The organism is Bifidobacterium vespertilionis, assembly GCF_008698145.1.
Classification (GTDB): Bacteria; Actinomycetota; Actinomycetes; order Actinomycetales; family Bifidobacteriaceae; genus Bifidobacterium; species Bifidobacterium vespertilionis.
The window spans coordinates 287,196-307,720 of record NZ_RZNZ01000002.1 but is presented as its reverse complement, the minus strand read 5'-3'; the positions used below and the strand labels follow the sequence as shown (position 1 = coordinate 307,720).

General features: G+C 66.7%; 18 protein-coding genes and 1 riboswitch. Of the genes, 5 read left to right on the top strand and 13 right to left on the bottom strand.

What is annotated here, in order from left to right; translation table 11 throughout:
* Positions 1 to 7 precede the first annotated feature (7 nt).
* The 3 genes from purB to EMO90_RS02650 all read left to right on the top strand — a co-directional run bounded on the left by purB (position 8) and on the right by EMO90_RS02650 (position 4,397).
* Positions 8 to 1,453, top strand: coding sequence for an adenylosuccinate lyase (gene purB, locus EMO90_RS02660; protein ID WP_150353259.1), 1,446 nt, complete (start codon positions 8 to 10; stop codon positions 1,451 to 1,453).
* A gap of 28 nt (positions 1,454 to 1,481) precedes the next feature.
* Positions 1,482 to 3,926, top strand: coding sequence for a lysylphosphatidylglycerol synthase transmembrane domain-containing protein (locus EMO90_RS02655; RefSeq protein ID WP_150353260.1), 2,445 nt, complete (start codon positions 1,482 to 1,484; stop codon positions 3,924 to 3,926).
* 189 nt (positions 3,927 to 4,115) lie between these two features.
* A complete protein-coding gene (locus tag EMO90_RS02650; RefSeq protein ID WP_150353261.1) occupies positions 4,116 to 4,397 on the top strand; it encodes an HU family DNA-binding protein in 282 nt (93 codons plus the stop codon).
* A gap of 120 nt (positions 4,398 to 4,517) precedes the next feature.
* Here EMO90_RS02650 and pafA read toward each other — a convergent pair whose 3' ends face one another.
* The 6 genes from pafA to EMO90_RS02620 form a co-directional block, all read right to left on the bottom strand.
* The gene (gene pafA, locus EMO90_RS02645) at positions 4,518 to 5,984 is read right to left on the bottom strand and encodes a Pup--protein ligase (RefSeq protein ID WP_150353262.1); all 1,467 of its coding nucleotides are present in this window, start codon (positions 5,982 to 5,984) and stop codon (positions 4,518 to 4,520) included.
* Positions 5,984 to 6,175 carry a ubiquitin-like protein Pup gene (locus EMO90_RS02640; RefSeq protein ID WP_150353263.1) on the bottom strand — a complete coding sequence of 64 codons (192 nt, stop codon included), beginning with the start codon at positions 6,173 to 6,175 and terminating at the stop codon, positions 5,984 to 5,986. Before EMO90_RS02640 ends, pafA begins: the two co-directional genes overlap by 1 nt.
* 15 nt (positions 6,176 to 6,190) lie before the next feature.
* The gene (locus tag EMO90_RS02635; RefSeq protein WP_150353264.1) at positions 6,191 to 7,027 is read right to left on the bottom strand and encodes an inositol monophosphatase family protein; all 837 of its coding nucleotides are present in this window, start codon (positions 7,025 to 7,027) and stop codon (positions 6,191 to 6,193) included.
* 180 nt (positions 7,028 to 7,207) lie between these two features.
* A complete protein-coding gene (dop, locus tag EMO90_RS02630) occupies positions 7,208 to 8,791 on the bottom strand; it encodes a depupylase/deamidase Dop (protein WP_150353265.1) in 1,584 nt (527 codons plus the stop codon).
* Positions 8,788 to 10,323: a proteasome ATPase gene (gene arc / locus EMO90_RS02625; RefSeq protein ID WP_150353266.1), complete on the bottom strand. Its 1,536-nt coding sequence runs from the start codon at positions 10,321 to 10,323 to the stop codon at positions 8,788 to 8,790. Before arc ends, dop begins: the two co-directional genes overlap by 4 nt.
* Before the next feature lie 5 nt (positions 10,324 to 10,328).
* Positions 10,329 to 10,994 carry a DedA family protein gene (locus EMO90_RS02620; protein ID WP_150353267.1) on the bottom strand — a complete coding sequence of 222 codons (666 nt, stop codon included), beginning with the start codon at positions 10,992 to 10,994 and terminating at the stop codon, positions 10,329 to 10,331.
* Between the two features lie 153 nt (positions 10,995 to 11,147).
* Between EMO90_RS02620 and serB the strand changes: the two genes are divergently transcribed.
* Complete coding sequence (gene serB / locus EMO90_RS02615) at positions 11,148 to 11,768, top strand: phosphoserine phosphatase SerB (RefSeq protein ID WP_263390663.1); 621 nt, start codon at positions 11,148 to 11,150, stop codon at positions 11,766 to 11,768.
* Positions 11,769 to 11,775: 7 nt separating this feature from the next.
* Here the strand turns inward: serB and EMO90_RS02610 are convergent, their stop codons facing one another.
* The 7 genes from EMO90_RS02610 to rpoZ all read right to left on the bottom strand — a co-directional run bounded on the left by EMO90_RS02610 (position 11,776) and on the right by rpoZ (position 18,483).
* Positions 11,776 to 12,030 carry a Txe/YoeB family addiction module toxin gene (locus EMO90_RS02610; RefSeq protein WP_190971924.1) on the bottom strand — a complete coding sequence of 85 codons (255 nt, stop codon included), beginning with the start codon at positions 12,028 to 12,030 and terminating at the stop codon, positions 11,776 to 11,778.
* Positions 12,031 to 12,035: 5 nt separating this feature from the next.
* Complete coding sequence (locus tag EMO90_RS02605; RefSeq protein WP_150353270.1) at positions 12,036 to 12,296, bottom strand: type II toxin-antitoxin system Phd/YefM family antitoxin; 261 nt, start codon at positions 12,294 to 12,296, stop codon at positions 12,036 to 12,038.
* Between the two features lie 110 nt (positions 12,297 to 12,406).
* A complete protein-coding gene (fmt, locus tag EMO90_RS02600) occupies positions 12,407 to 13,375 on the bottom strand; it encodes a methionyl-tRNA formyltransferase (RefSeq protein WP_150353271.1) in 969 nt (322 codons plus the stop codon).
* 106 nt (positions 13,376 to 13,481) lie between these two features.
* Positions 13,482 to 14,189, bottom strand: a complete 708-nt coding sequence (locus EMO90_RS02595; protein WP_150353272.1) for an HAD family hydrolase — start codon at positions 14,187 to 14,189, stop codon at positions 13,482 to 13,484.
* Positions 14,190 to 14,325: 136 nt separating this feature from the next.
* Positions 14,326 to 16,650, bottom strand: coding sequence for a primosomal protein N' family DNA-binding protein (locus EMO90_RS02590; RefSeq protein ID WP_150353273.1), 2,325 nt, complete (start codon positions 16,648 to 16,650; stop codon positions 14,326 to 14,328).
* A gap of 93 nt (positions 16,651 to 16,743) precedes the next feature.
* Positions 16,744 to 17,961: a methionine adenosyltransferase gene (gene metK, locus EMO90_RS02585; protein WP_317908947.1), complete on the bottom strand. Its 1,218-nt coding sequence runs from the start codon at positions 17,959 to 17,961 to the stop codon at positions 16,744 to 16,746.
* Between the two features lies 1 nt (position 17,962).
* A riboswitch (SAM riboswitch) is annotated at positions 17,963 to 18,022 on the bottom strand.
* A gap of 176 nt (positions 18,023 to 18,198) precedes the next feature.
* Positions 18,199 to 18,483 (bottom strand): DNA-directed RNA polymerase subunit omega, encoded by a 285-nt coding sequence (gene rpoZ, locus EMO90_RS02580; RefSeq protein WP_150353275.1) that lies wholly within the window; start codon positions 18,481 to 18,483, stop codon positions 18,199 to 18,201.
* 166 nt (positions 18,484 to 18,649) lie between these two features.
* Between rpoZ and ilvD the strand changes: the two genes are divergently transcribed.
* Positions 18,650 to 20,515 carry a dihydroxy-acid dehydratase gene (ilvD, locus tag EMO90_RS02575; RefSeq protein ID WP_150353276.1) on the top strand — a complete coding sequence of 622 codons (1,866 nt, stop codon included), beginning with the start codon at positions 18,650 to 18,652 and terminating at the stop codon, positions 20,513 to 20,515.
* Positions 20,516 to 20,525: the final 10 nt, after the last annotated feature.

Here is a 20,525-nt window from a genome sequence, read left to right as displayed (position 1 = left end):
GGTTTGCATGAATCTTACCGACATCACCCCCGCAATCGCACTGACCCCGCTCGACGGCCGCTACCACTCGGCCACCGCCCCGCTCGTCGAATACCTGAGCGAGCCGGCGCTCAACCGCGAGCGCATGCGCGTCGAGGTCGAATGGATGATCCTTCTGGCCAACGGCTTCGAGGGCAACGGCAACCAGCCGGTCGTCGAGGGCGTCAAGCCCTTCTCCGAAGCGGAGATCGCGTTCCTGCGCGCCATCCCGGAGAACTTCGGCGCCGAGGGCATCGCCCGCCACGCCGCCCATGAGGCGGTGACCCACCACGACGTGAAGGCCGTGGAGTACTACATCGACGATCAGATCGACCTCGCCGCCGCCAGGCTCGGCGCGGATACGCAGCTCAACGACCGCATCAAGACGCTGGTCCATTTCGCCTGCACCTCCGAGGACATCAACAACCTGTCCATCGCCCGCTGCGTGAAGAACGCCATGGAGCAGGTCTGGACCCCGGCGTTCGAGGCGATCGTGGACCACCTCGCCGGCAAGGCCGAGGAGTACCGCGACATGCCGCTGCTGAGCCTGACGCACGGCCAGCCGGCCACCCCCACTACGCTGGGCAAGGAGCTCGCGGTCTACGTCTACCGCCTGAACCGCCAGCTGAAGCACATCAAGGGTCAGGAGTATCTGGGCAAGATCAACGGCGCCACCGGCACGTTCGGCGCGCATCTGGCCGCCTGCCCGGACGTGGACTGGATCGCCGTGTCCCGCGAGTTCGTCCAGAACCGCATGGGCCTGACGTGGAACCCGCTGACCACGCAGATCGAGAGCCACGATTGGCAGGCCGAGCTCTACTCCACCGTCTCCCACGCCAACCGCATCATGCACAACCTGTGCGTGGACGTGTGGATGTACATCTCCCGCGGCGTGTTCGCGCAGGTGCCGGTCAAGGGCGCCACCGGATCGTCCACCATGCCGCACAAGGTCAACCCCATTCGCTTCGAGAACGCCGAGGCGAACTTCGAGATCAGCTGCTCGCTGCTGGACACCCTGTCCGCCACGCTGGTCGAGTCCCGCTGGCAGCGCGATCTGACCGACTCCACCACGCAGCGCAACATCGGCTCCGCGCTGGGATACAGCCTGCTCGCCCTGCACAACCTGCTCGGCGGACTGGGCTCCATCCACCCGAACCAGCACGTCATCCAGCACGAGCTGGACACGAACTGGGAGGTGCTGGGCGAGCCCATCCAGACCGCCATGCGCGCCTGCGAGCTCAGGGGTCTGCCCGGCATGGACAAGCCGTACGAAAAGGTCAAGGAGCTCATGCGCGGCCATGAGATCGGTCAGGCCGATGTGGAGCGCTTCATCGACCAGCAGGCCTTCGATCCCGAAACCGCCGACCGTCTCAAGGCCTTCACGCCGGCCTCCTACACCGGCGTCGCGTCCAAGCTGGTCGATTTCGCCCGCTGAGCCGACACGGCGTCCATAGGCGTTTCGTATGGCCGGTGCCGACGATTCCGTGATGATCTCGGACACGCCCCCGCGGCGCGTCCGGGATTTCGGCGATTTGGTGCGTCTTGCGGGTTCCGTCCTCGCGAGCGTGGCCGTCATGCTGATCGCCGTGTTCCTGCGCGGCCTTGCCTCCGGCGTGGAGCGGGACGTGCATTCGGCCAGCGCGTGGGTCTCCTGGCTGGGTGATCTGCCCACGCTCATGATTTCGCAGCTGGCCACGTTCCTGGTGGTTTTCAGCGTGCTCATCCAAATCGCGATGGCGCGCGAATGGCGTCAGGCGGTCAGCTCCATGGTCGCGCTGGTGGCCGGATACGCGGTGGTGGGATTGGCCTCGCGGGCCATTGTCGCCGTAGGCCCGCAATCGCTCGTCAACGGCCTGTGGTCCGTCACGTCCGACGGCGGGTTCCTGCTACCGGACGTGTACGCCGGCATGGCCGCGTTCCTCACCGCGGCGGGCCCGCACCGGCTGCGCTCGACGGTCCGCTGGGGATGGAACATCATCTGCGGCGTGGCGGTGGTGCTCGTGGTCATGTCCACGAATTCGCTGAGCGGCGTGCTGCTGTCCTTCGCGATCGGACGGACGGCGGGACTGTGCATCCGGCTTGCCGCAGGCACGCAGAACAAGGGCGCATGGGGTTCCGCGATCGTGGAGGCGTTAGGCTCCGTGGGGATTCACGTCCGCACGCTTGCCCGGCGCGGGGATGAAAGCGGGGATCCGAACGCGCTGGCCACCTCGCTCGCCGACGATCTGGTCGAGTCATCGCGCATCTACGATGTGAGGGACGAATCCGGCAAGAACTACATGGTTTCCGTTCTGGATGCGCAGGCGCACACCTCGGGCTATCTGGCGCAGACGTGGCAGTGGATCAAACTCGCCGCCGTCTCCGTGCGTTCCGACCGGACCGTGCGTGAAGCCGTCCAGCACCATCAGGCGATGCTGTTGGCATTGGACCGCATCGGCCTGCCCGCCATGCGTCCCTATGCGGTGGCGGAACAGGCCGAATCGGCGATGCTGGTGCTCGAGGTCTCCCCCACGCTCAAGCCGCTCAATGCCCTCACCGGCGCGCCAGACAAGTCGAACGGATTGGACGACGCGCTGATGGAGGGATATCTGCGCTATCTGGACGCGGCCAACCGCCGGGGCGTCACCCACCGCAACATCACGCCCGCATGCCTTGCGCTCACGGGCGAGGGCGAGCCGGTGATCGCCGGATGGCAGACCGGGGATTCGGCCAGCACCCCGGCGAACGTGTCGATCGACCGGGTGCAGGCCCTTGCGCTGTTCGCCGCGCTGGCGGGCGCGGACCGCACGATCGCCGCGGCCCGGCGCGTATGGGATGACGGCGCACTGGTCGATCTGGTGCCGTTCGTCCAGCCGGTGGCCGTGCCCAGGGCGACGCGAAGCCTGCCGGACTGGAGCAAGCGGACGCTTGACGATCTGCGCGACGGGCTTCGAGCGCTCGCCCCGGAGGATGTGGCGGATTCCCTGCCGCAGGTGACGCTGAGCCGCTTCTCGATCAAGTCGGTCATCGCCACCGCGCTGCTGGTGGTCGCACTCATGGTGATCGTCACGCAACTCAACATGGAGCAGGTCATTCAGGCCGTGCGCGGCGCGAACCTGTGGATGGCCGCGCTGAGCTTCGCGTTCGGATGCTTCACCTGGGTGGCCTCCGGCGTGACGCTGGGCGTGTTCATCGACCGGGAGAGGCGCGATCCCGTGGGCATCTTCATGTCGCAGGCCGCCTCGAGCTTCGTGTCCGTGTCCATGCCGGCGGGCATGGGCCCCGCGTTCGTCAATCTGCAGTATCTGCGGCGTCTGGGTTACAAGGGTCCGCTCGCCACGGCGATCATGACCGCCGTGGCCGCGCTGCAGGTCATCGTCACGTTCCTGCTGATTGTGGGCATCGCCCTGTTCACCGGACGCAGCACGTTCTCCGGCATGGTGCCCACGAACACGCTGGTCATCGTGATCGCGGCGGTGACGATCGCGCTGGGCTGCGCCATGGCCATCCCGCAGGTGCGACGACTGGTCAAGGACAGGCTGGTCCCGCTGGCGGCCGCGTACGCACGTCAGCTGCTCGATCTGCTGACCCGTCCCAAGCAGCTGGTGGTGGGACTCATCGCATCGACCGTGCAGTGCATGTGCTTCGGTCTGGCGTTCTGGGCCGCGCTCATGGCCTTCGGCTGGGAATCGAACGTCTTCGAGACATGCTTCGTGTTCCTGCTGGCCAACACGCTTGGCTCCGCCGTGCCCACGCCGGGCGGCTTGGGCGCCGTGGAGGCCGCGCTCATGGCCGGTTTCGCCGCCACGGGCGTGCCCTCCGCGGTGGCGCTGAGCGCAACGCTCGTCTACCGTCTGGCCACCTACTGGCTGCGCATCCCGCTGGGCGCGCTGGCGATGCAGTGGCTGTCCAAGAGGAACCTGGTCTGACCGCCGCCGAGATCGCCGTCAGGGTGGCCCAAGGTCCCATTGGGGTCCGATTGATGGCCATTCGGACCCCAAAAAACGCAAAAATCCCTTGAAAATGCAGTGTTTTCAAGGGGTTTGCGCTATTATCAATGATTGACCGATGGGTTTCCAGCCTAAGATGGAAGCCCCCGACAGAAGGAATGCTTCACAATGGCATACAACAAGTCTGATCTCGTCTCCAAGATCGCTCAGAAGTCGAACCTCACCAAGGCTCAGGCTGAGGCCGCCGTCAACGCTTTCCAGGACGTGTTCGTCGAGGCTCTGCAGTCCGGCGAGGGCCTGAAGCTGACCGGTCTGTTCTCCGCCGAGCGCGTCAAGCGCGCCGCCCGCACGGGCCGCAACCCGCGCACCGGCGAAACCATCAAGATCCCGGCTTCCTACGGCGTGCGCATCACCGCCGGCTCCCTGCTGAAGAAGGCCGTCACCGAGTGAGCCTTTGATTCCTTCTTGGAAACGAGTGAAAGGGGTTCCCGACAACAACGTCGGGAACCCCTTTCGCATATCTTTGCCCATTAGAGGATGGACCGCCCTGCGACGGTGCTTTGCCCGCCCCTACCCCAGCAGATCCATCGCCCTGCGCCAGGCGTCGGTGGGTTCGGGGCTGAACGGGTCCAGCAGCTCGCAGTCGGCGCGCTCCGGCAGCATGACCGTCACATGCGTCCAATCGCAGGACCACTGCGCGCCGGTGGACAGGGCCTTGGCCACGAAGGCGCCACGCAGGGCGGCACGCGTGTCCACTGGCGGTTCATGCATGGCCGTGCGAACCGCATCCGGGGACAGCAGGGAGCGCATGGCGTGGTGCGCGGCCAGCGAATCGAACAACCTGCCATTGGCCACATCATGGTATTCCAGATCCATCTGGGCCAGACGGGCGGGATCCAGATCCGGGTGGCGGCGGCGCATCGCGTTGAACAGGCGCAGCTTGGCGGCCCAATCGACCCAGTCGGACAGCTCCTCCCAGTTTCCCGCGGCGATGGCCTCCAGCGCATGCTCCCACAGTTCGAGCACCTGCGCCGCGTCGGGCAGGATCGCGTCCATGCCCTGCGCATGCGCGGCGACGAACCGCTGGGCGGCGTTGAGGTACGCGCGCTGGATGTCCAGTGCGGTGCGCTCGTGCTCCACCGGCACATCGTCGGCCAGACGCAGTCTCGCCCGCCCCGTCACGTCACGGCTCACCGCGCGGATGGCCTCGCCGGGATCGGCGAGCGCGCAGCATGCGAACGGCGAGATGCCACCGGTCCGCTGGTGCTCCTCGATGACGCAGAGCACCAGATGCGTGGTGGCGAGTTTCATCCACGTGGCCACCTGGGAGCGATTGGAATCGCCCACGATCACGTGCAGGCGGCGGAATTTGTCCGGATCGGCGTGCGGTTCGTCGCGCGTGTTGACCATGGGTCTGGAGCGCGTGGTGGCGCTGGAGACCGCATCGTCCAGAAAATCGGCGCGCTGCGTGATCTCGAAACCGTCCGGGGTCTGGCGTCCGGCACCGGTGAACAGGGGCCGGGTGACCAGGAACGGGATGAGTTCGCGCTCGATGGTTTTGAGCGAGACCGCGCGGCGCACCAGATAGTTCTCGTGGCATCCGAACGTGTGTCCGGAGGAGTCCACGTTGTTCTTGAACACATGCACGGCAGCATCCGGCCCGTGGCTTTCGCGCAAGCGTTCCTGCGCCTCAAGGGCCAGCTTGGCCATCACGCGTTCCCCCGCCGCATCCTGGGCGAGCGCGCCCATGGGCGTGCGCGACTCGGCCGTGGCGTATTCGGGGTGCGAGCCCACGTCCAGATACAGACGCGATCCGTTGGCCAGATACGTGTTGGTGGAGCGGGCCCTCGAGATGACCGGCTGGAACATCATCATGGCCACCTGACCGGCGTCGCAGGGCTTGTCCGTGCCGGTGACGCTCACGCCGTATTCGGTCTCGATGCCGAAGATGCGCGAGAAATCATGGTCGTGCGGGCCGGCGGAATGCGCCTGCCGATCCGCCTGATCCCCCGTGCGCTCGACGCGCAGCTGGGGCATCACTCGCCGCCTTTTTGCACGAAGCGGTTGACGTACTCCTCGGCGTTGGTCTCCAGCGTGGACTCGATGTCGTCGAGCAGGGCGTCCAGATCGTCCACCTGAGCATCCACGTTGGACTGGACGCGCGCGTTCTCGTTGCCCTGTTCGGCGGCCTGCTGCTCCGCCGAACGCTGCTCATGCTGCTGTGGCATGCATATTCTCCTTTTTCACACCAGATACTGCTGGATGTCCTTGGTGATCAGACCGTTGGTGGCCAGCACATCGTTGCCACGGTTCCAGTGGATGTCCTCTCCGTTCCACTGGCTGAGCTGGCCCTGGGCCTCCCAGACCACCACCGCGCCGGCGGCGACAGCGGGAATGTCCCACGAGTGGAGCATCGGCTCGAAGTAGGCGTCGTACGTGCCGTCCGCCACCTTGCACAGGTCCAGCGAGGCGGGACCCACGCGCTTGATGTCCGCGGGCTTGCCGGCGGACAGGGCGGTCACCGTGCGCAACGCCCGCTCGGCCTCCTTGGCGAAGTACGACATGCCGAAGCTCACCACCGCGCCGTCCAGCGTGGGGGTGATGGAGGGCACGGCCTTCTCGCGCTTGTCTCCGATAGGGGTTTTGCGGATGCGGATCGCGCCGTTGCCGCGGGCGGCCACATAGGTGACGCCCAGGGCCGGTGCGTGGACCACGCCGAGGATCGGCTTGCCCTCGCCGTTCTCATCCACTTCGAACAGCGAGATGGTCACGGTCCATTCGCTCATGTTGCGCATGTAGTTGATGACGCCGTCGATGTGCCCAACGCACCAATAGCGGCCGCCCGGCTTGAGGTTGCCGGACTCCTCCTCCCAGAACCCGTCGTAGGGGTCCACGTGGATGAGGCGGTTGCGCACAAAGCGGATGAGCAGGTCGTCCACGTCGGAGGTGAACTGCTCGCGCTTGCTGGTGGGCCGGGACATCATCTTGAGATCGTGCGGATTCATCTGTTCCTGAAGGGCGTGCTTGCCCGCCTCCATGGCGACGTCGGCCGCCTTCAGCGCCAATTCACGGCATTCCATGTGTCTGCTCCTCGTCATTGCCATTCCACGCGCCCTGGGCCGTATGCCGGATTGCCCACCGGTGTCCATATGCATTCGGGCGTCGCGTACGTAGTTACCTGATGTCGATGATACCTGCTGCCGTTGAGCACCGCCATGGGGACTACGCCGCATGGCCTTGCCGCCGGCAACCGGGCGACCTTAGCACATCGAGGCGAAGAATCCGGCAGCCGAATCGGCGTGGCGCAGTTTGTCCGCGCATTCGGCCTCGCCGTAACGGGCGGGATCGCCCATCGCAAAGTCGAACAGGTTCGATCCCGGCTCGCTGCCCGTCATCTCGCCGCGCACGCTCACGTGGGTCCATGACGCGGCCGCCACCTCGTCCGGGAACCGACGGATCAGGTTGGCACGCAGCCAGGCGCGCGTATCGGCCGGAGCCTCGGCCACGGCATGGTCCACCGCGCCCGGGTCCAGCGCGCGCTCGGTACGCGGCTCCACCTTCGCGTAAATCGACGTGCGCGGATCCAAGGCCGCCCAGCCGAGGTCGAACGCCCTCAGGCGCGCATCGTCCCAATCGCCGCCGATCTTGCGGCGCAAGCGTTCCAACAGCTGCCACTTGGCCAGCCATTCGACGCGGGATGCCTCGGCCTTCATGCCAAGCCGCCCGTCATCGTTCGCGTGCCGGATCGCGGCCACGTCGGCGAGCGCCTGGCCCCACATCGCCATGACGGAGGCGGTGGAGCGGTCGGGCCACGCGGGTTCGCCGCGCGTGTCGGTACCGTGGACCACGGCGGTCGCCTCGTAGACGGCGGCGCGCAGGCGGACCTGCATCAGCCATGCGGTGGTGGTTCCGCCGTTGGCGAGTGTCAGGGGCGCGCAGAGCGTCAGATCGTGCGAGACCGCGTGCATGGCGGCGACGGGATCGGCGAGCGCCAGATCGTTTTCGAGGGACTTCAGATCGTATCCGGCCTCGTCCGCATGCTCGAGCAGCCACAGCAGCATGCTGGTGACGCCGAGCTTGAGGACCTGCGGGACCTCCATGCGGTTGGCGTCTCCCACGATCACGTGCAGCCGCCGGTATCGATCGGAGCTGGCGTGCGGCTCGTCGCGCGTGTTGATGATGGGCCGGTCGAACGTGGTCTGCAGCCCCACCTTGGCGTGCACGTAATCGGCGCGCTGGCTGAGTTGGTATCCCACGCCCTCGCTGCGCTCCCCCAGCCCCACGCGGCCGGAGCCGGCGTAGATCTGGCGGGAGACGAAATGCGGCGTCATCAGGGCGATCACATCGTCGAAGGGCACCGATCGCTCCATGAGATAGTTTTCGTGGGTGCCCCAGCAGGCGCCCTTGCCGTCCACGTTGTTGCGGTGCAGCGCGATGGGCCGTCCGGCGGCGACGGAGGCGCGTTCGGCGGCGACCTGCATGATCCGGTCGCCGGCGTGGTCCCAGGCCACCGCGTCGAACGGATCGCGCGTCTCCGGCGCGGAATACTCCGGATGCGCGTGGTCCACGTAGATGCGGGCGCCGTTCGCGGCGATCACGTTGGTGATGTTAAGCTGCGGGGCGTCGGTGAGCATGTCCGGCCGGGCCGCGGCGCGTTCCAGACGATGCCCGCGCATGTCGTTGACCGGGTCCTCCTGGCGGTAGTCCCAGCGGATGTGGCGGGTTTCGGGCGTGGAGGCGCCGTCCACCACATCGAAGGACAGCTGGACGGGGTTGTAGTGGCCGGGTGCGGCCAGGGAGACCGAGTATTCGGTCTCCGTGCCCATGATGCGCCTGACGCTCATGCGACCACCGACCTGATCTCGGCGACCTGCCCGTTCTCCAACCCGGTGATGCGGGACCACTGGGCGGGATCGGTGTTGGCGATCGCGTCCGCGGTCTCGCGGAACTCCTCGTCCACCGCGCGCCCGAAGATCGTGGCATTGAGCGCCACCTCGGAGCCGGTTTCGATGGACGCCTTGACCGCGCGGGTCTTGGCGCGGTCCACGATGTTCTTCAGCGTGGCGCCGGAGATCACGTCCGCGAAGTAGATGCCGTCCCAGTCCCCGTTGCGCCGGCGCACGTCGCACACATGCCTCGAATCGTCGCGCGCATAGGCGTCGCGGACCACGTTCCCCACAAGCGCGTCCACGTCCAGTCCGGGGGCGAGCGGCAGGTCGTCGGTCACGTAGTGCCTCAGGATCGAGGCGGCCTGTTCGGCTCCCGGCCGGTCGATGCGGATCTTCACGTCCAGTCGCCCGGGACGCAGCACGGCCGGGTCGATCATGTCCACGCGGTTGGAGGCGCCAATCACGATCACATTGTCCAGGCTTTCCACGCCATCCAGCTCGGACAGGAACTGCGGGACGATCGTGGTTTCCACGTCGGAGGACACGCCGGAGCCGCGGGTGCGCAGCAGCGAATCCATCTCGTCGATGAACACGATGACCGGCCGACCGCCGGCGGCGCGTTCGCGGGCGCGCGCGAAGATCAGGCGGATCAGGCGTTCCGACTCGCCCACATACTTGTTGAGCAGCTCGGGGCCCTTGACGGACAGGAACACGCCGTTCACGCCGGGCGTGGCGTCGGACAGGCTGTGCGCCACGGCCTTGGCGATCATGGTCTTGCCGTTGCCGGGCGGACCATACAGCAGCACGCCCTTCGGCGGGCGCAGGTCGTAGCGGCGGAAGAGCTCGCGATGGCGGAACGGCAGCTGCACGGCGTCGCGGATGCGCCCGATCTGCCCCTCGAGTCCTCCGATGTCCTCGAAGGTGACGTCCGGCGTCTCCTCGAGCACCAGATCGCCGTCGTCCTCCGGGGGCAGGGCCTCCAGGGCGATAAGGTTGTTGGCGTCCGTGAGCACACGATCGCCGCGCTTGACCGGGGCGGTCGTCAGGGCGGACGAACGGCGGACCACGGACAGCGAACCGGACTGGTCGCGCACGAGCAGACGGGCGGCGTCCAGCGGATCCTCCACCACCCGTACAAGACCGGTGACCGGGGTTTCGCGCTGTTCGACCAGCACCAGGTTCTCGTTGAGCAACACGGTCTGGCCGCATGCCAGACGCGCCGCATTGACGGTGGGGGCGACTGGCACGACCATGCGCCGGGGGCCGTTGACGACCTCCGCGCTGGCGTGCTGCACGCCGTCGTCGTCCACCATGACCTGATCGACCTTGACCATGGTGGCGAAGGTCTTGGGCGGCTGCGCGAGCTGGACGAGCTGCGACTTGGCCTTGCCGAGCTCCTGGCTGGCGCGGTTCAGCGCCTGCGCGAGCGCGTGGTTCTTGGCCTGCAGCCGGTCGAGCTGGTCGGCGAGCTTCTCTACCTCGGTCATGGGCGTCATGCTCCCTTCGGTCCGTTCCTGCGTTCGCTTACCACAGTACGCACTTTGCGCACGGCCCACACGGCGATGACCACGATGACGACGGCGATCACCACATCCTCGAACACGCCGAGCGCGCCCTGGATGGAGCACCACTGCGAGCCGAGGCCGAAGCCCACCGAAATGAGGATGGTGTTCCACACGGCCGAACCGAGCATGGTCCAGCCGGTGAATCGCCAGAAGTTCATGGCGTTGAGGCCGGCGGGGATGGAGATGAGCGAGCGGACGACGGGGATGACGCGGCCGATGAGCACCGACCATGTGCCGTACTTGGTGAACCAGCCGTCCGCCTTGGCGATGTCGTGCCGGCTCACGCCGGGGATCACGTCCGCCGCCCGCTGGATGCGGTGCAGGCCCACCCATCGGGCGATGCCGTAGAGCGCCCATGCGCCGGCCACGGAACCCGCCGTGGCCCAGATGATGGCCGAGACGAGGGAGAACAGCCCACGCGAGGCGGTGAACCCGGCCAGCGGCAGGATGACCTCGCTGGGAATGGGTGGGAAGATGGATTCGAGGGCGATGGCCAGACCCACGCCCACGCCGCCCACCTGCTCCATGAGCCAGACGAGCCAATCGGTGATGGTGGCGATGAGACCGGTTCCTGTGGTACAAACTTCATGCATCGGCCCATTGTCCCAAGGTTTTCCGACAATCGGGGCATGTCCGACGAAACTTTGCAAATCCCTGAACATTCCACGCCCTCGGTGAACGCCGACGAAGCACCATCCCGGTCCCTGCAGGATCGTCCGACGCTGTCCCGTCCGGGGCTGCTGGTGATGGACGTGGACTCCACGCTGATCGACGAGGAGGTCATCGACGAACTGGGGGTGGCCGCCGGATGCGGCGAGGAGATCGCCGGTGTGACCGAGCGCGCGATGCGCGGCGAGCTGGATTTCCGCGAGGCGTTGCGCGCCCGCGTGGCATTGCTGAGGGGGTTGCCCGTTTCGGTGTTCGACGAGGTGTACGATCGTCTGCACTTCACCAATGGGGCGCTGGATCTGATCGACGCGCTGCATGCGCACGGCTGGAAGGTGGGCGTGGTCTCCGGCGGCTTCCATGAGGTGGTGGACCGGCTCGTGGCCGACGCCGGGATCGACCACCGGCTGGCGAACCGTCTGGGCACGACCGGCGATGCGGATGGTGCCACGCTCACCGGCGAGGTGCTGGGCGAGATCGTGACCAAGGATGTGAAATTGGCCGCATTGCGCCGCTGGGCCGCCGAGGACGGCGTGCCGATGTCGCAGACCGTGGCCGTGGGCGACGGCGCGAACGACATCCCCATGATCCAGGCCGCAGGCCTCGGCATCGCCTTCTGCGCCAAGCCGAGGACCCGCGACGCGGCACCCGAGGCGATCGACGAGCGTGATCTGATGAAGGTGCTGGACTTCCTGCGGTAGGGCAACGTCAATAGTGGTCTCGCACGGAAAGGATGGACAGCCGATCGTCCGCCACCATATAGACGAGTCGATTTGCCACGTCAATGCGTCGGGACCACGTCCCCGCAAGATTCCATTTCAATGGCTCGGGCTTGCCTATCCCCTCGAAAGGATGACGCAGCGTATCCATGATGAGCAGGTTGATTCGTTTGAGTATGCGTTTGTCACGGGACTGCCAATACAGGTAATCGTTCCAGGCGTCCTCCGTCCAACACAGGATCATGCGGATCATTCCTCGGCAAGCTGATGAACCTGGGTGCCATCTTCGGCAACCTGCCGCATTCCCCGGAGGATTTTGTCGTGCAGCTGCTGATTCTCATAGATGCGCAGCGTCTCCATGAGGGACTCATAGTCGGCGGCGCCCATAACGACGACATTGTCCGCCGGGTCGGAGTTGGTGACGAGAATGGTGTCGGCATCCTCATTGGCTTTCCTCATCCAGGTCTTCAGATTGTTGCGAAATGCGCTGTATGCGACCGACTGCGTCATATCCATCCCCTTTCCGTCACCGCACACCCACGATGGGCGGTTGTACAAGATATTGTACAACCGCCCATCGTCATTTATGACATACCTTCATCAAAACAAACCAGACCGGATCAGCCCAGCCGAGCGGTCTCGGACAGACGGGCGCCGCGGGCCCAGTCGGCGGCGCGCATGGCCTTCTTGCCCTGCGCCTTGACCTGGATCAGCTCGAGCGGATCGGTGGCGGTGCCCACCCACACGTTGCGCTTGCCGGCCTTCAGCTGGCCGGGCTTCAGATCCGCGGGCGCATGGGGCTGTTCGGCCGGGACGACGGGACGGGCCTCGAGCACGTGGAGCGTGGCGGGATCGGCATCCTCCTCGGCGAACAGCTCGCACCAGGCGCCGGGGTTCGGCGTGCAGGCGCGGATCTGCCGGTCGGCGGCGAAGACGGGCACGTCGAAGCGGATGTGCGCATCCTCCACGGAGATCTTGGCGGCCACCTCGAAGGCGCCGGGCTGCTGGTCGACCGGGGCGATGCGCCCCTCCGCCATGGCCTCGAGCGCGGCGGCGAGCACATGGGAGCCGTCCTCGGCCAGGCGCATGAGCAGTTCGCCGCTCGTCTCGTGCGCGCCGATCTCCACGGTGGACTGCGCGAGGATCGGGCCGGCGTCCATCTGACGGGTGATGCGGAACACGGTGGCGCCGGTCACGGTGTCCCCCGCCCAGATCGCGCGCTGCACGGGGGCGGCGCCGCGCCACTGGGGCAGCAGGGAGAAATGCAGGTTGTACCAGCCGAGGGGCAGGGCGTCGAGCACCGCCTGCTTCAGGATCTTGCCGTAGGCGACCACGGCGGCCGCCTCGGCGCCGGTGGCTTTGAGCTCGTCCACGAATTCGGGCGCGGAGGGATCCGATTCGATGACCGGAATGCCCAGTTCGAGGGCCGTGCGCTTGACCGGATTGGCCACAAGCCTGCGGCCGCGTCCGGTGGGCGCGTCGGGACGGGTGAGCACGGCGACGACGTTGAAATGATCCTTGTCCGCCGCCAGGGTCTTCAGGGCCGGCACGGCGACTTCCGGGGAACCGGCAAACAGTAGTTTCAGCATTCCTCCACTGTAACGCATGCGCCGGGACGCGGGGCTCGCCGGAGACCCGGCCCGCAATCGCCTGCCGGGCTGTCGCCGTCGGATCAAAAAGCCGCTATTGGAGCCGCTACTTGACGGCCGGAATGTCGATTCCGGCGTCGATGAGCAACGCGCGCAGCTTGTACGGGTCGGTGAACTTGATGCCGCGGATGCCGGCCGAGTTGGCGCCTACGATGTTCATGGCCTTGTCGTCCACGAAGACCGCGCCGGACGCCTCGATGCCGAACTGCTTCAGGGCGTACTCGTAGATGTCCGTGTGCGGCTTGCGCAGACCGATGGGCCCGGAGACGACCTTGCCGTCCAACGTATGCAGGATCGGGTACCCCTCCCAAGCGATCGGGAAAAGCTCGGCGGACCAGTTGGACAGGCCCCACACGCCGATGCCGGCGGCCTTGAGGTCCTCGATGAGCTTGCGGGCACCAGGCACCGCGCCGCCCAGGGAATCCACGAAGTTCTCGTTGTAGTAGCGGATCATCTCGGCCGCGCGCTCGCCGCGGTTGGCCAGAACCCAATCCTCCGCCTCCTTGCAGGTGGCGCCCCCGTCCATAAGATCGGAGGCCGCGTACAGGCCGGAGTTCGCGTCGTCGAGGAACCATTCGATGCTCTCGCGCGAATAACGGCCCACCATGGTGTTCGCCGGATCCCAGTAGACCAGCACATTGCCGAAGTCGAAGATCACGTCGTGGATCGGCTTGCCGGCCGGGCCGGCCGCATTGCCCTCCGCCACGAGCACATCGGATTCCATCTGAGGCTCTCCGGGCCATCCCTTTGCCATTTGTGGGTCCTTTCCTTGGCCGTTGCCGGCCTGCGAATGCCTTGCGGTTCCATCGAACCACGTCTCAACGACGATTGCGCGGGCGCGGACGCCGAACGCGCCATCGAAGGCGCCATTGAAGGCGCCATTGAACGCGTCAGATGAGATCCTTGGGATCGAGCTGGAAACGCAGCTCCCCCGGCGTGCGGGTGGCCACGTGCTTGGCGACCGCGGACCGCAGGCGCAGGGCCAGCTCGGCGCGCCGATCGAGAGCGACCCGCACCACGGCCTTGACACGGTCGGCGGTCTCCTCGAGCTCGCGGGCGTTGATGGTGGCAGGCTGCGGGATCGGCACCGGGCCCAGAACCGCCGGCTGGTCCATATCGGCGGCACCGCCATCATCCCCGGAACCGTTCGGGGCGACGGCGCCGCCGGACACCCGGACCATGCCCCAATCGCCGTCCAGCAGCACGCCCGCCTGTCCAAGCGCCCACATCACGGCGTCCCGTCTGCCCCACACGCATGCGGCGGCCACGGCGGGCGGCAATCCGGCCTCGCGCCGATCCGCCACCTCGCGCGCGGCCAACACGGGCGCATTCCACCCGCACAGCGCCTCGGCGAGCACCGGATCGGTCTCGCCCAGCAGCAGCGCCTGCCCACCGGCGGTCCGCGGTCGGCACAGGGCCACCGCGCGCATCCATGCGGTCAGCGTGTCGGTGAGGGCGTCCACACCCAACGCGTACAGGCTGGTCCAGGCGTCCAGAATCGCCACGGCCTGGTATCCGGCCTGCAGCCGCGCGGCCGGGGAATCATCCGCGCTCCTCATGGAAACGGAACCATCCGACGCTTCCCCATCACCCGTCACCGGCCGCACGCGCGGTTCGGCCCCGGGCGTAGCGATGACCAGCGCCGGCCGGTCGGCGATTTCTTCGATCACGCCGCGCGGCTGGTTCGGGGAGGACACGATGATCGGCACGCCGCGGAACAGACCCTGCAGTTCGGCGGCGGTCCCGGCGGCGCCCACGCGCACCACGCGCATGCGGTCGCAGCGGCAGTCCGGGCAGAGCCAATGCACGGCGGCGGCACCGCACCAGCGGCATCGGGCGGCGTTCCAACCGCGCACGGCCTCAAGCGGCCCGGTGCATTTGGGGCACCTTGCCTGGCGGTGGCATTTGGCGCAGCTCAGCGTCTCGCTCACGCCGTCAGCGGGAATGGACAGCAGGATGGGACCTGTCTCCAGCGCCTTGGAAAGCACGCGCACGGCGGTGTGCGGCACGCGGGTGCCTGCCGTGGTGTCATGGATCGCATTCAGCGCCTCGCGGTTGAGCCAGCGTATCCACGGCGACCGATCCTTGGTTACGGCCGGCAGCGCATGTACCTTGAGCGCGTCCGATGCCTCGCTGATGGGGCTGCGGGCATGGCCGATCGCCATGAACACGCCGCCATGGTTGCGCGCCCGCAGACGCAGCACGCCGCGTGCCTGCGCGTAGGGCATGAAGCCGTCCGCGTTCTGGTAGGCCACATCGTCCACGATCGCGAACAAGGCCGGACCTGTCACCGGCGCGTACATGGCGGCGCGGGTGCCGAGCACGCAACGCACCTGCCCGCTGGACACGGCCAGATACGCCCGGTAGCGCTCATCGGGCGGCAGCGCGGCGCCCAGCGTGACGAAATCGCCCTGCCAGCCGCCATGCCGGGCATCCGACGGTGCGAATCGCCTCAATCCCATGGCGCAGAGTACTTCGGCCACATCCTCGACGTGGCGCATATCCGGCAGCACCGCCACCGCCGCCTTGCCCGCGCCCATGGCCTCGGCGACGGCCCACGCCAGATCGCGGGCCCAGATCAGCGGACCGGGCAGGCAGTCCACCACCACTTGGGCGAATCCGCGGCCTTCCAGCGCGTTTCGCCATGCGGCGGCCTGATCGTATGAGGCATCCACACGCCGGCCTTCGGCGCTGGCGATGGCCGCAAGACGGTCCATGAGACGGTTCGCGCCGGACCCCACGAACCCGTCGGAACGTCCGGCGAACGCCTGTTCCTTCTCCACACGGGCCACGCGCGGCGGCACGGCCACGCGCAGGATGTTCGCACGGGTGCCCCCGTACCAATCGGCGATGTCCGCGATGTCCCGCCGCATTTCGCCGCCCACCACCACGACTGGGCTGAGCACCCGCTCCAGAAAGCGCAGGGATGATCGCGGAGCGGTGGCCGATTCCATGGGCACGCGGTTCCAGATCACGCCGTTGAGCCGCTGGCCGCCGAAACGCACGCGGACCTGGACGCCGGGCTTCGCCGCCTCGTCGTCCTTGTCCTCGATCAGATAGTCGAAGGTGCGCCCCAGATGCGTGGCCTGCACGTCGAGCACCACCTGCGCGATCGGATCATGCGGCGCAGGACGGCGTTCCGCGGGCGCGCGACGGCGGCGCTTGCGCGGGGCAAGCCCGTCGAGCGCCAGCTGTTCGGCATCCTGGGAGGTCATAGTGGCCATAGTAGCGCGACAGGGTCCGGGAATCCTGCAGGAGAGGATTCCCGGACCCTGCGGATGCACGACTGGAACGCGCGATGGGGATGCCTACAGCGCGGCGATGGCGGCCTTGAGCTCGTCCACCTTGTCCGTGCGCTCCCACGTGAAGTCGGCGTCGTCACGGCCGAAGTGGCCATAGGCGGCGGTCTTCTTGTAGATCGGGCGCTTGAGATTCAGCTCGTCGATGATCGCGGCGGGGCGCAGATCGAACACCTTGCGCACGGCGGCGGCGATCTGGGCGCGGGTCACGCCCTCCTCGGTGCCGAAGGTCTCCACGTTGACGCTCACCGGATCGGCCACGCCGATCGCGTAGGCCACCTGGACCTCCACCTTGTGCGCAAGGCCGGCGGCCACGATGTTCTTGGCCACCCAGCGGGTCGCATAGGCGGCGGAACGGTCCACCTTGCTCGGATCCTTTCCGGAGAAGGCGCCGCCGCCGTGGTGGGCCGCGCCGCCGTAAGTGTCGACGATGATCTTGCGGCCCGTGAGTCCCGCATCCGCCGCCGGCCCGCCAAGGATGAACGATCCGGTGGGGTTGACGAGTTGGCGGTAGTCATCGTGCTTGACGGCGTCGCCGAGCTCCTCGTCCAGCACCGGGTCGATGACATGCTCCCTGAGCTGGGCGGCCAGCCAGTCGTGCGTGGCCTCGGGATCGTGCTGGGTGGAGATGAGGACGGTGTCCACGCGCAGCGGCTTGTTGTCCTCGTCGTATTCGATGGTGACCTGGGTCTTGCCGTCCGGGCGCAGATGCGGCACGATGCCCTGCTTGCGCACCTGGGCGAGGCGGTAGGCCAGCTTGTGGGCCAGATGGATGGGCAGCGGCATGAGCGCCTTGGTCTCGTCGGTGGCGTAGCCGAACATGACGCCCTGATCGCCGGCGCCCTGGGCCTCGTAGCGCTGCTCGCGCGTGGCCTTGGATTCCTCTTCGGTGTTGAGTCGGGCGACACCTTGGTTGATCTCCGCGCTCTGGCCGGTGATAGCCACCATCACGCCGCAGGAGTCGGCGTCCAGTCCCACCTGGGAGCTGGTGTAGCCGATCTCGTGGAGAACCTCGCGCACCTTGGACTGCACGTCGCAGTAGCCGGTGGAGGTGACCTCGCCGAACACCAGGAACACGCCGGTGGCGGCCGAGGTCTCCACGGCCACGTGCGACTGCGGGTCCTGGGCCAGCAGATCATCAAGAATGGAATCGGAAATCAGATCGCAGACTTTATCCGGATGCCCCTCGGTCACGGATTCGGCGCTGATGAGCTTGCGTTCCTGCACTGTCATATCATCCCTCTTTCGGACTTATCGCCCCGCGCGATGCATGGGGCACAATGATACGGTTGGTTGTTCTGTTATGCGGTTTGCCGTCGGACGGTTACAAAAAAGGCCCGTGCCAAGCCGTGAGCCGGCCGGCGCGAGCCTATTCATGCGTCTACGTTCGCAACCTTGTCCTGTTCTAGTCGAGACCCAACAGATAGGCAAGCGTGTCGCGACGGAATCCGCGAGTTTGTCCGATCAGTTGCCTTCGGTCAGATCGTCCTCGCCGAGCGTCTCCTCCAGCAGGCCGTCGTTGATCTCGCGGAAGGCGATGGACAGCGGCTTCTCCTGGTTCTGGTACTCGACCAGCGGACCGACGTTCTGCAGCAGACCCTCGTTGAGCTGGGTGAAGTACGAGTTGATCTGACGGGCGCGCTTGGCCGCGAAGATGGCCAGCGCGTACTTGGAGTCCGCGTGCTTCATAAGGTCGTCGATGGGCGGGTTCGCAAGACCGGTGGGGGTGGGCTGGGTGCCAAAAACCATATTCGTTATCTCCAGACATGGACGATTCGTCACAATCGGCTCAAGTATAGACGTATGCGGGGACCTTGGGAGGCGATCAAGGATCGGGAGAAAGTAACATTCTTATGAATTCCACATTGTGACTCTTGACAAAACGGCTGTCCCTTGCAAGGGCTTGAATGGAGGCATGACTGAAATGCGATCTGCAAAACTCATGTCCGGCCGCGTCTTCGCTGGCGCGCGAGCCCTCTACCGTGCCGCCGGTGTCAGCGGCGACGATATGGGCAGGAAGCCCATCATCGCCATCGCCAATTCCTTCGATGAGTTCCTTCCCGGCCACGTCCACCTCAACAAGGTGGGCCGCATCGTCTCCGAAGCCATCAAGGAGGCCGGCGGCATCCCCCGCGAGTTCAACACCATGGCCGTGGACGACGGCATCGCCATGGGCCACACCGGCATGCTCTACTCCCTGCCCTCCCGCGACATCATCGCGGACACCGTGGAGTATCAGGTCAACGCGCACTGCGCCGACGCCCTGATCTGCATTCCGAACTGCGACAAGGTGGTCCCCGGCATGCTCATGGCCGCCCTGCGCCTGAACATCCCCACCGTGTTCGTGTCCGGCGGCCCGATGGAGGCCGGCACCACGGTGCTGGCGGATGGCACGGTGAAGAAGAACACGGACCTCATCTCCGTGATGTATGCCTCCGCGGACGACAACGTCTCCGAGGAGGACCTGCTCAACTACGAGAAGACCGTGTGCCCCACCTGCGGCTCCTGCGCCGGCATGTTCACCGCCAACTCCATGAACTGCCTGACCGAGGCCATCGGCCTGGCCCTGCCGGGCAACGGCACGATCCTCGCCTCGCACTCCTACCGCAAGGACCTGTTCAAGCGCGCCGCGAAGCAGGTCGTGGAGATCGCCAACCGCTACTACAAGGACAGCGACGATTCCGTGCTGCCGCGCTCCATCGCCACCAAGCACGCCTTCGAGAACGCCATGACCATGGACGTGGCCATGGGCGGCTCCACCAACACCGTGCTGCACATCCTAGCCATGGCCCAGAGCGCCGACGTGGACTTCACGCTCAACGACATCGAGCGCATCAGCCACACCGTGCCGTGCATCTGCAAGGCCAGCCCGTCCGGCAAGTGGGAGATCTCCGACGTGCATCGCGCCGGCGGCATCACCGGCATCCTCGGCGAGCTGGACCGCGCCGGCAAGCTGCACCGCGACGTGCACTCCATCGATTTCCCGAGCCTCGAGGCCAAGCTGGACGCCTACGACATCATGCGCCCCACCTGCACCGAGGAGGCCAAGCAGATGTACAAGGCCGCCCCCGGCCACATCATCTCCCCCGAACCGTGGACGCACACCACGCTGTTCGATTCGCTGGACACCGACCGTGTGAACGGCGCGATCCACGACATCGACCACCCGGAGATCCACGAGGGCGGCCTCGCCGTGCTGCGCGGCAACCTCGCTCCCGACGGCTGTGTGGTCAAGACCGCCGGCGTGCCGCAGGAGATCTGGAAGTTCCGCGGCCCGGCGCTGGTGGTCGAGTCCCAGGAGGAGGCCATCAAGGTCATTCTGGACGACACGCTCAAGCCCGGCATGGCGCTGGTGATCCGCTACGAGGGTCCGAAGGGCGGCCCGGGCATGCAGGAGATGCTGTACCCGACCTCCTTCGTCAAGGGCAAGGGCATCGGCAAGCAGGTCGCCATGCTGACCGACGGCCGCTACTCCGGTGGTTCCTCCGGTCTGGCCATCGGCCACATCGCCCCCGAAGCCGCGAACAAGGGCCCGATCGCCCTGATCAAGAACGGCGACATCATCAACATCGACATCGAGAACCGCGCGGTCAACGTGGAGCTGACGGATGAGCAGCTGGCCCAGCGCCGCGCCGAGCTCGAGGCCGGCGACGGCTACGTGGCCCATCGCGACCGCAAGGTCTCCCAGGCCCTCAAGGCCTACGCGGCCTTCGCCCGCTCCGCGGACAAGGGCGCCACGCGCGATCCCGACCTGATCAACCGTCTGTCGGGTCTTGCCTGATCAACACGGC

What these genes read in the sequence shown, in the direction of transcription:
- ilvD (WP_150353276.1), top strand. Translation starts at nt 18,650, where the DNA reads ATGACTGAAATGCGATCTGCAAAACTCATGTCCGGCCGCGTCTTCGCT.
- purB (WP_150353259.1), top strand. Translation starts at nt 8, where the DNA reads ATGAATCTTACCGACATCACCCCCGCAATCGCACTGACCCCGCTCGAC.
- dop (WP_150353265.1), bottom strand. Translation starts at nt 8,791, where the DNA reads ATGAGCGTCAGGCGCATCATGGGCACGGAGACCGAATACTCGGTCTCC.
- EMO90_RS02595 (WP_150353272.1), bottom strand. Translation starts at nt 14,189, where the DNA reads ATGGCAAAGGGATGGCCCGGAGAGCCTCAGATGGAATCCGATGTGCTC.
- fmt (WP_150353271.1), bottom strand. Translation starts at nt 13,375, where the DNA reads ATGCTGAAACTACTGTTTGCCGGTTCCCCGGAAGTCGCCGTGCCGGCC.
- EMO90_RS02620 (WP_150353267.1), bottom strand. Translation starts at nt 10,994, where the DNA reads ATGCATGAAGTTTGTACCACAGGAACCGGTCTCATCGCCACCATCACC.
- EMO90_RS02655 (WP_150353260.1), top strand. Translation starts at nt 1,482, where the DNA reads ATGGCCGGTGCCGACGATTCCGTGATGATCTCGGACACGCCCCCGCGG.
- EMO90_RS02640 (WP_150353263.1), bottom strand. Translation starts at nt 6,175, where the DNA reads ATGCCACAGCAGCATGAGCAGCGTTCGGCGGAGCAGCAGGCCGCCGAA.
- EMO90_RS02650 (WP_150353261.1), top strand. Translation starts at nt 4,116, where the DNA reads ATGGCATACAACAAGTCTGATCTCGTCTCCAAGATCGCTCAGAAGTCG.
- pafA (WP_150353262.1), bottom strand. Translation starts at nt 5,984, where the DNA reads ATGCCCCAGCTGCGCGTCGAGCGCACGGGGGATCAGGCGGATCGGCAG.
- EMO90_RS02590 (WP_150353273.1), bottom strand. Translation starts at nt 16,650, where the DNA reads ATGACCTCCCAGGATGCCGAACAGCTGGCGCTCGACGGGCTTGCCCCG.
- EMO90_RS02635 (WP_150353264.1), bottom strand. Translation starts at nt 7,027, where the DNA reads ATGGAATGCCGTGAATTGGCGCTGAAGGCGGCCGACGTCGCCATGGAG.
- serB (WP_263390663.1), top strand. Translation starts at nt 11,148, where the DNA reads ATGGACGTGGACTCCACGCTGATCGACGAGGAGGTCATCGACGAACTG.
- arc (WP_150353266.1), bottom strand. Translation starts at nt 10,323, where the DNA reads ATGACCGAGGTAGAGAAGCTCGCCGACCAGCTCGACCGGCTGCAGGCC.
- EMO90_RS02605 (WP_150353270.1), bottom strand. Translation starts at nt 12,296, where the DNA reads ATGACGCAGTCGGTCGCATACAGCGCATTTCGCAACAATCTGAAGACC.
- EMO90_RS02610 (WP_190971924.1), bottom strand. Translation starts at nt 12,030, where the DNA reads ATGATCCTGTGTTGGACGGAGGACGCCTGGAACGATTACCTGTATTGG.
- rpoZ (WP_150353275.1), bottom strand. Translation starts at nt 18,483, where the DNA reads ATGGTTTTTGGCACCCAGCCCACCCCCACCGGTCTTGCGAACCCGCCC.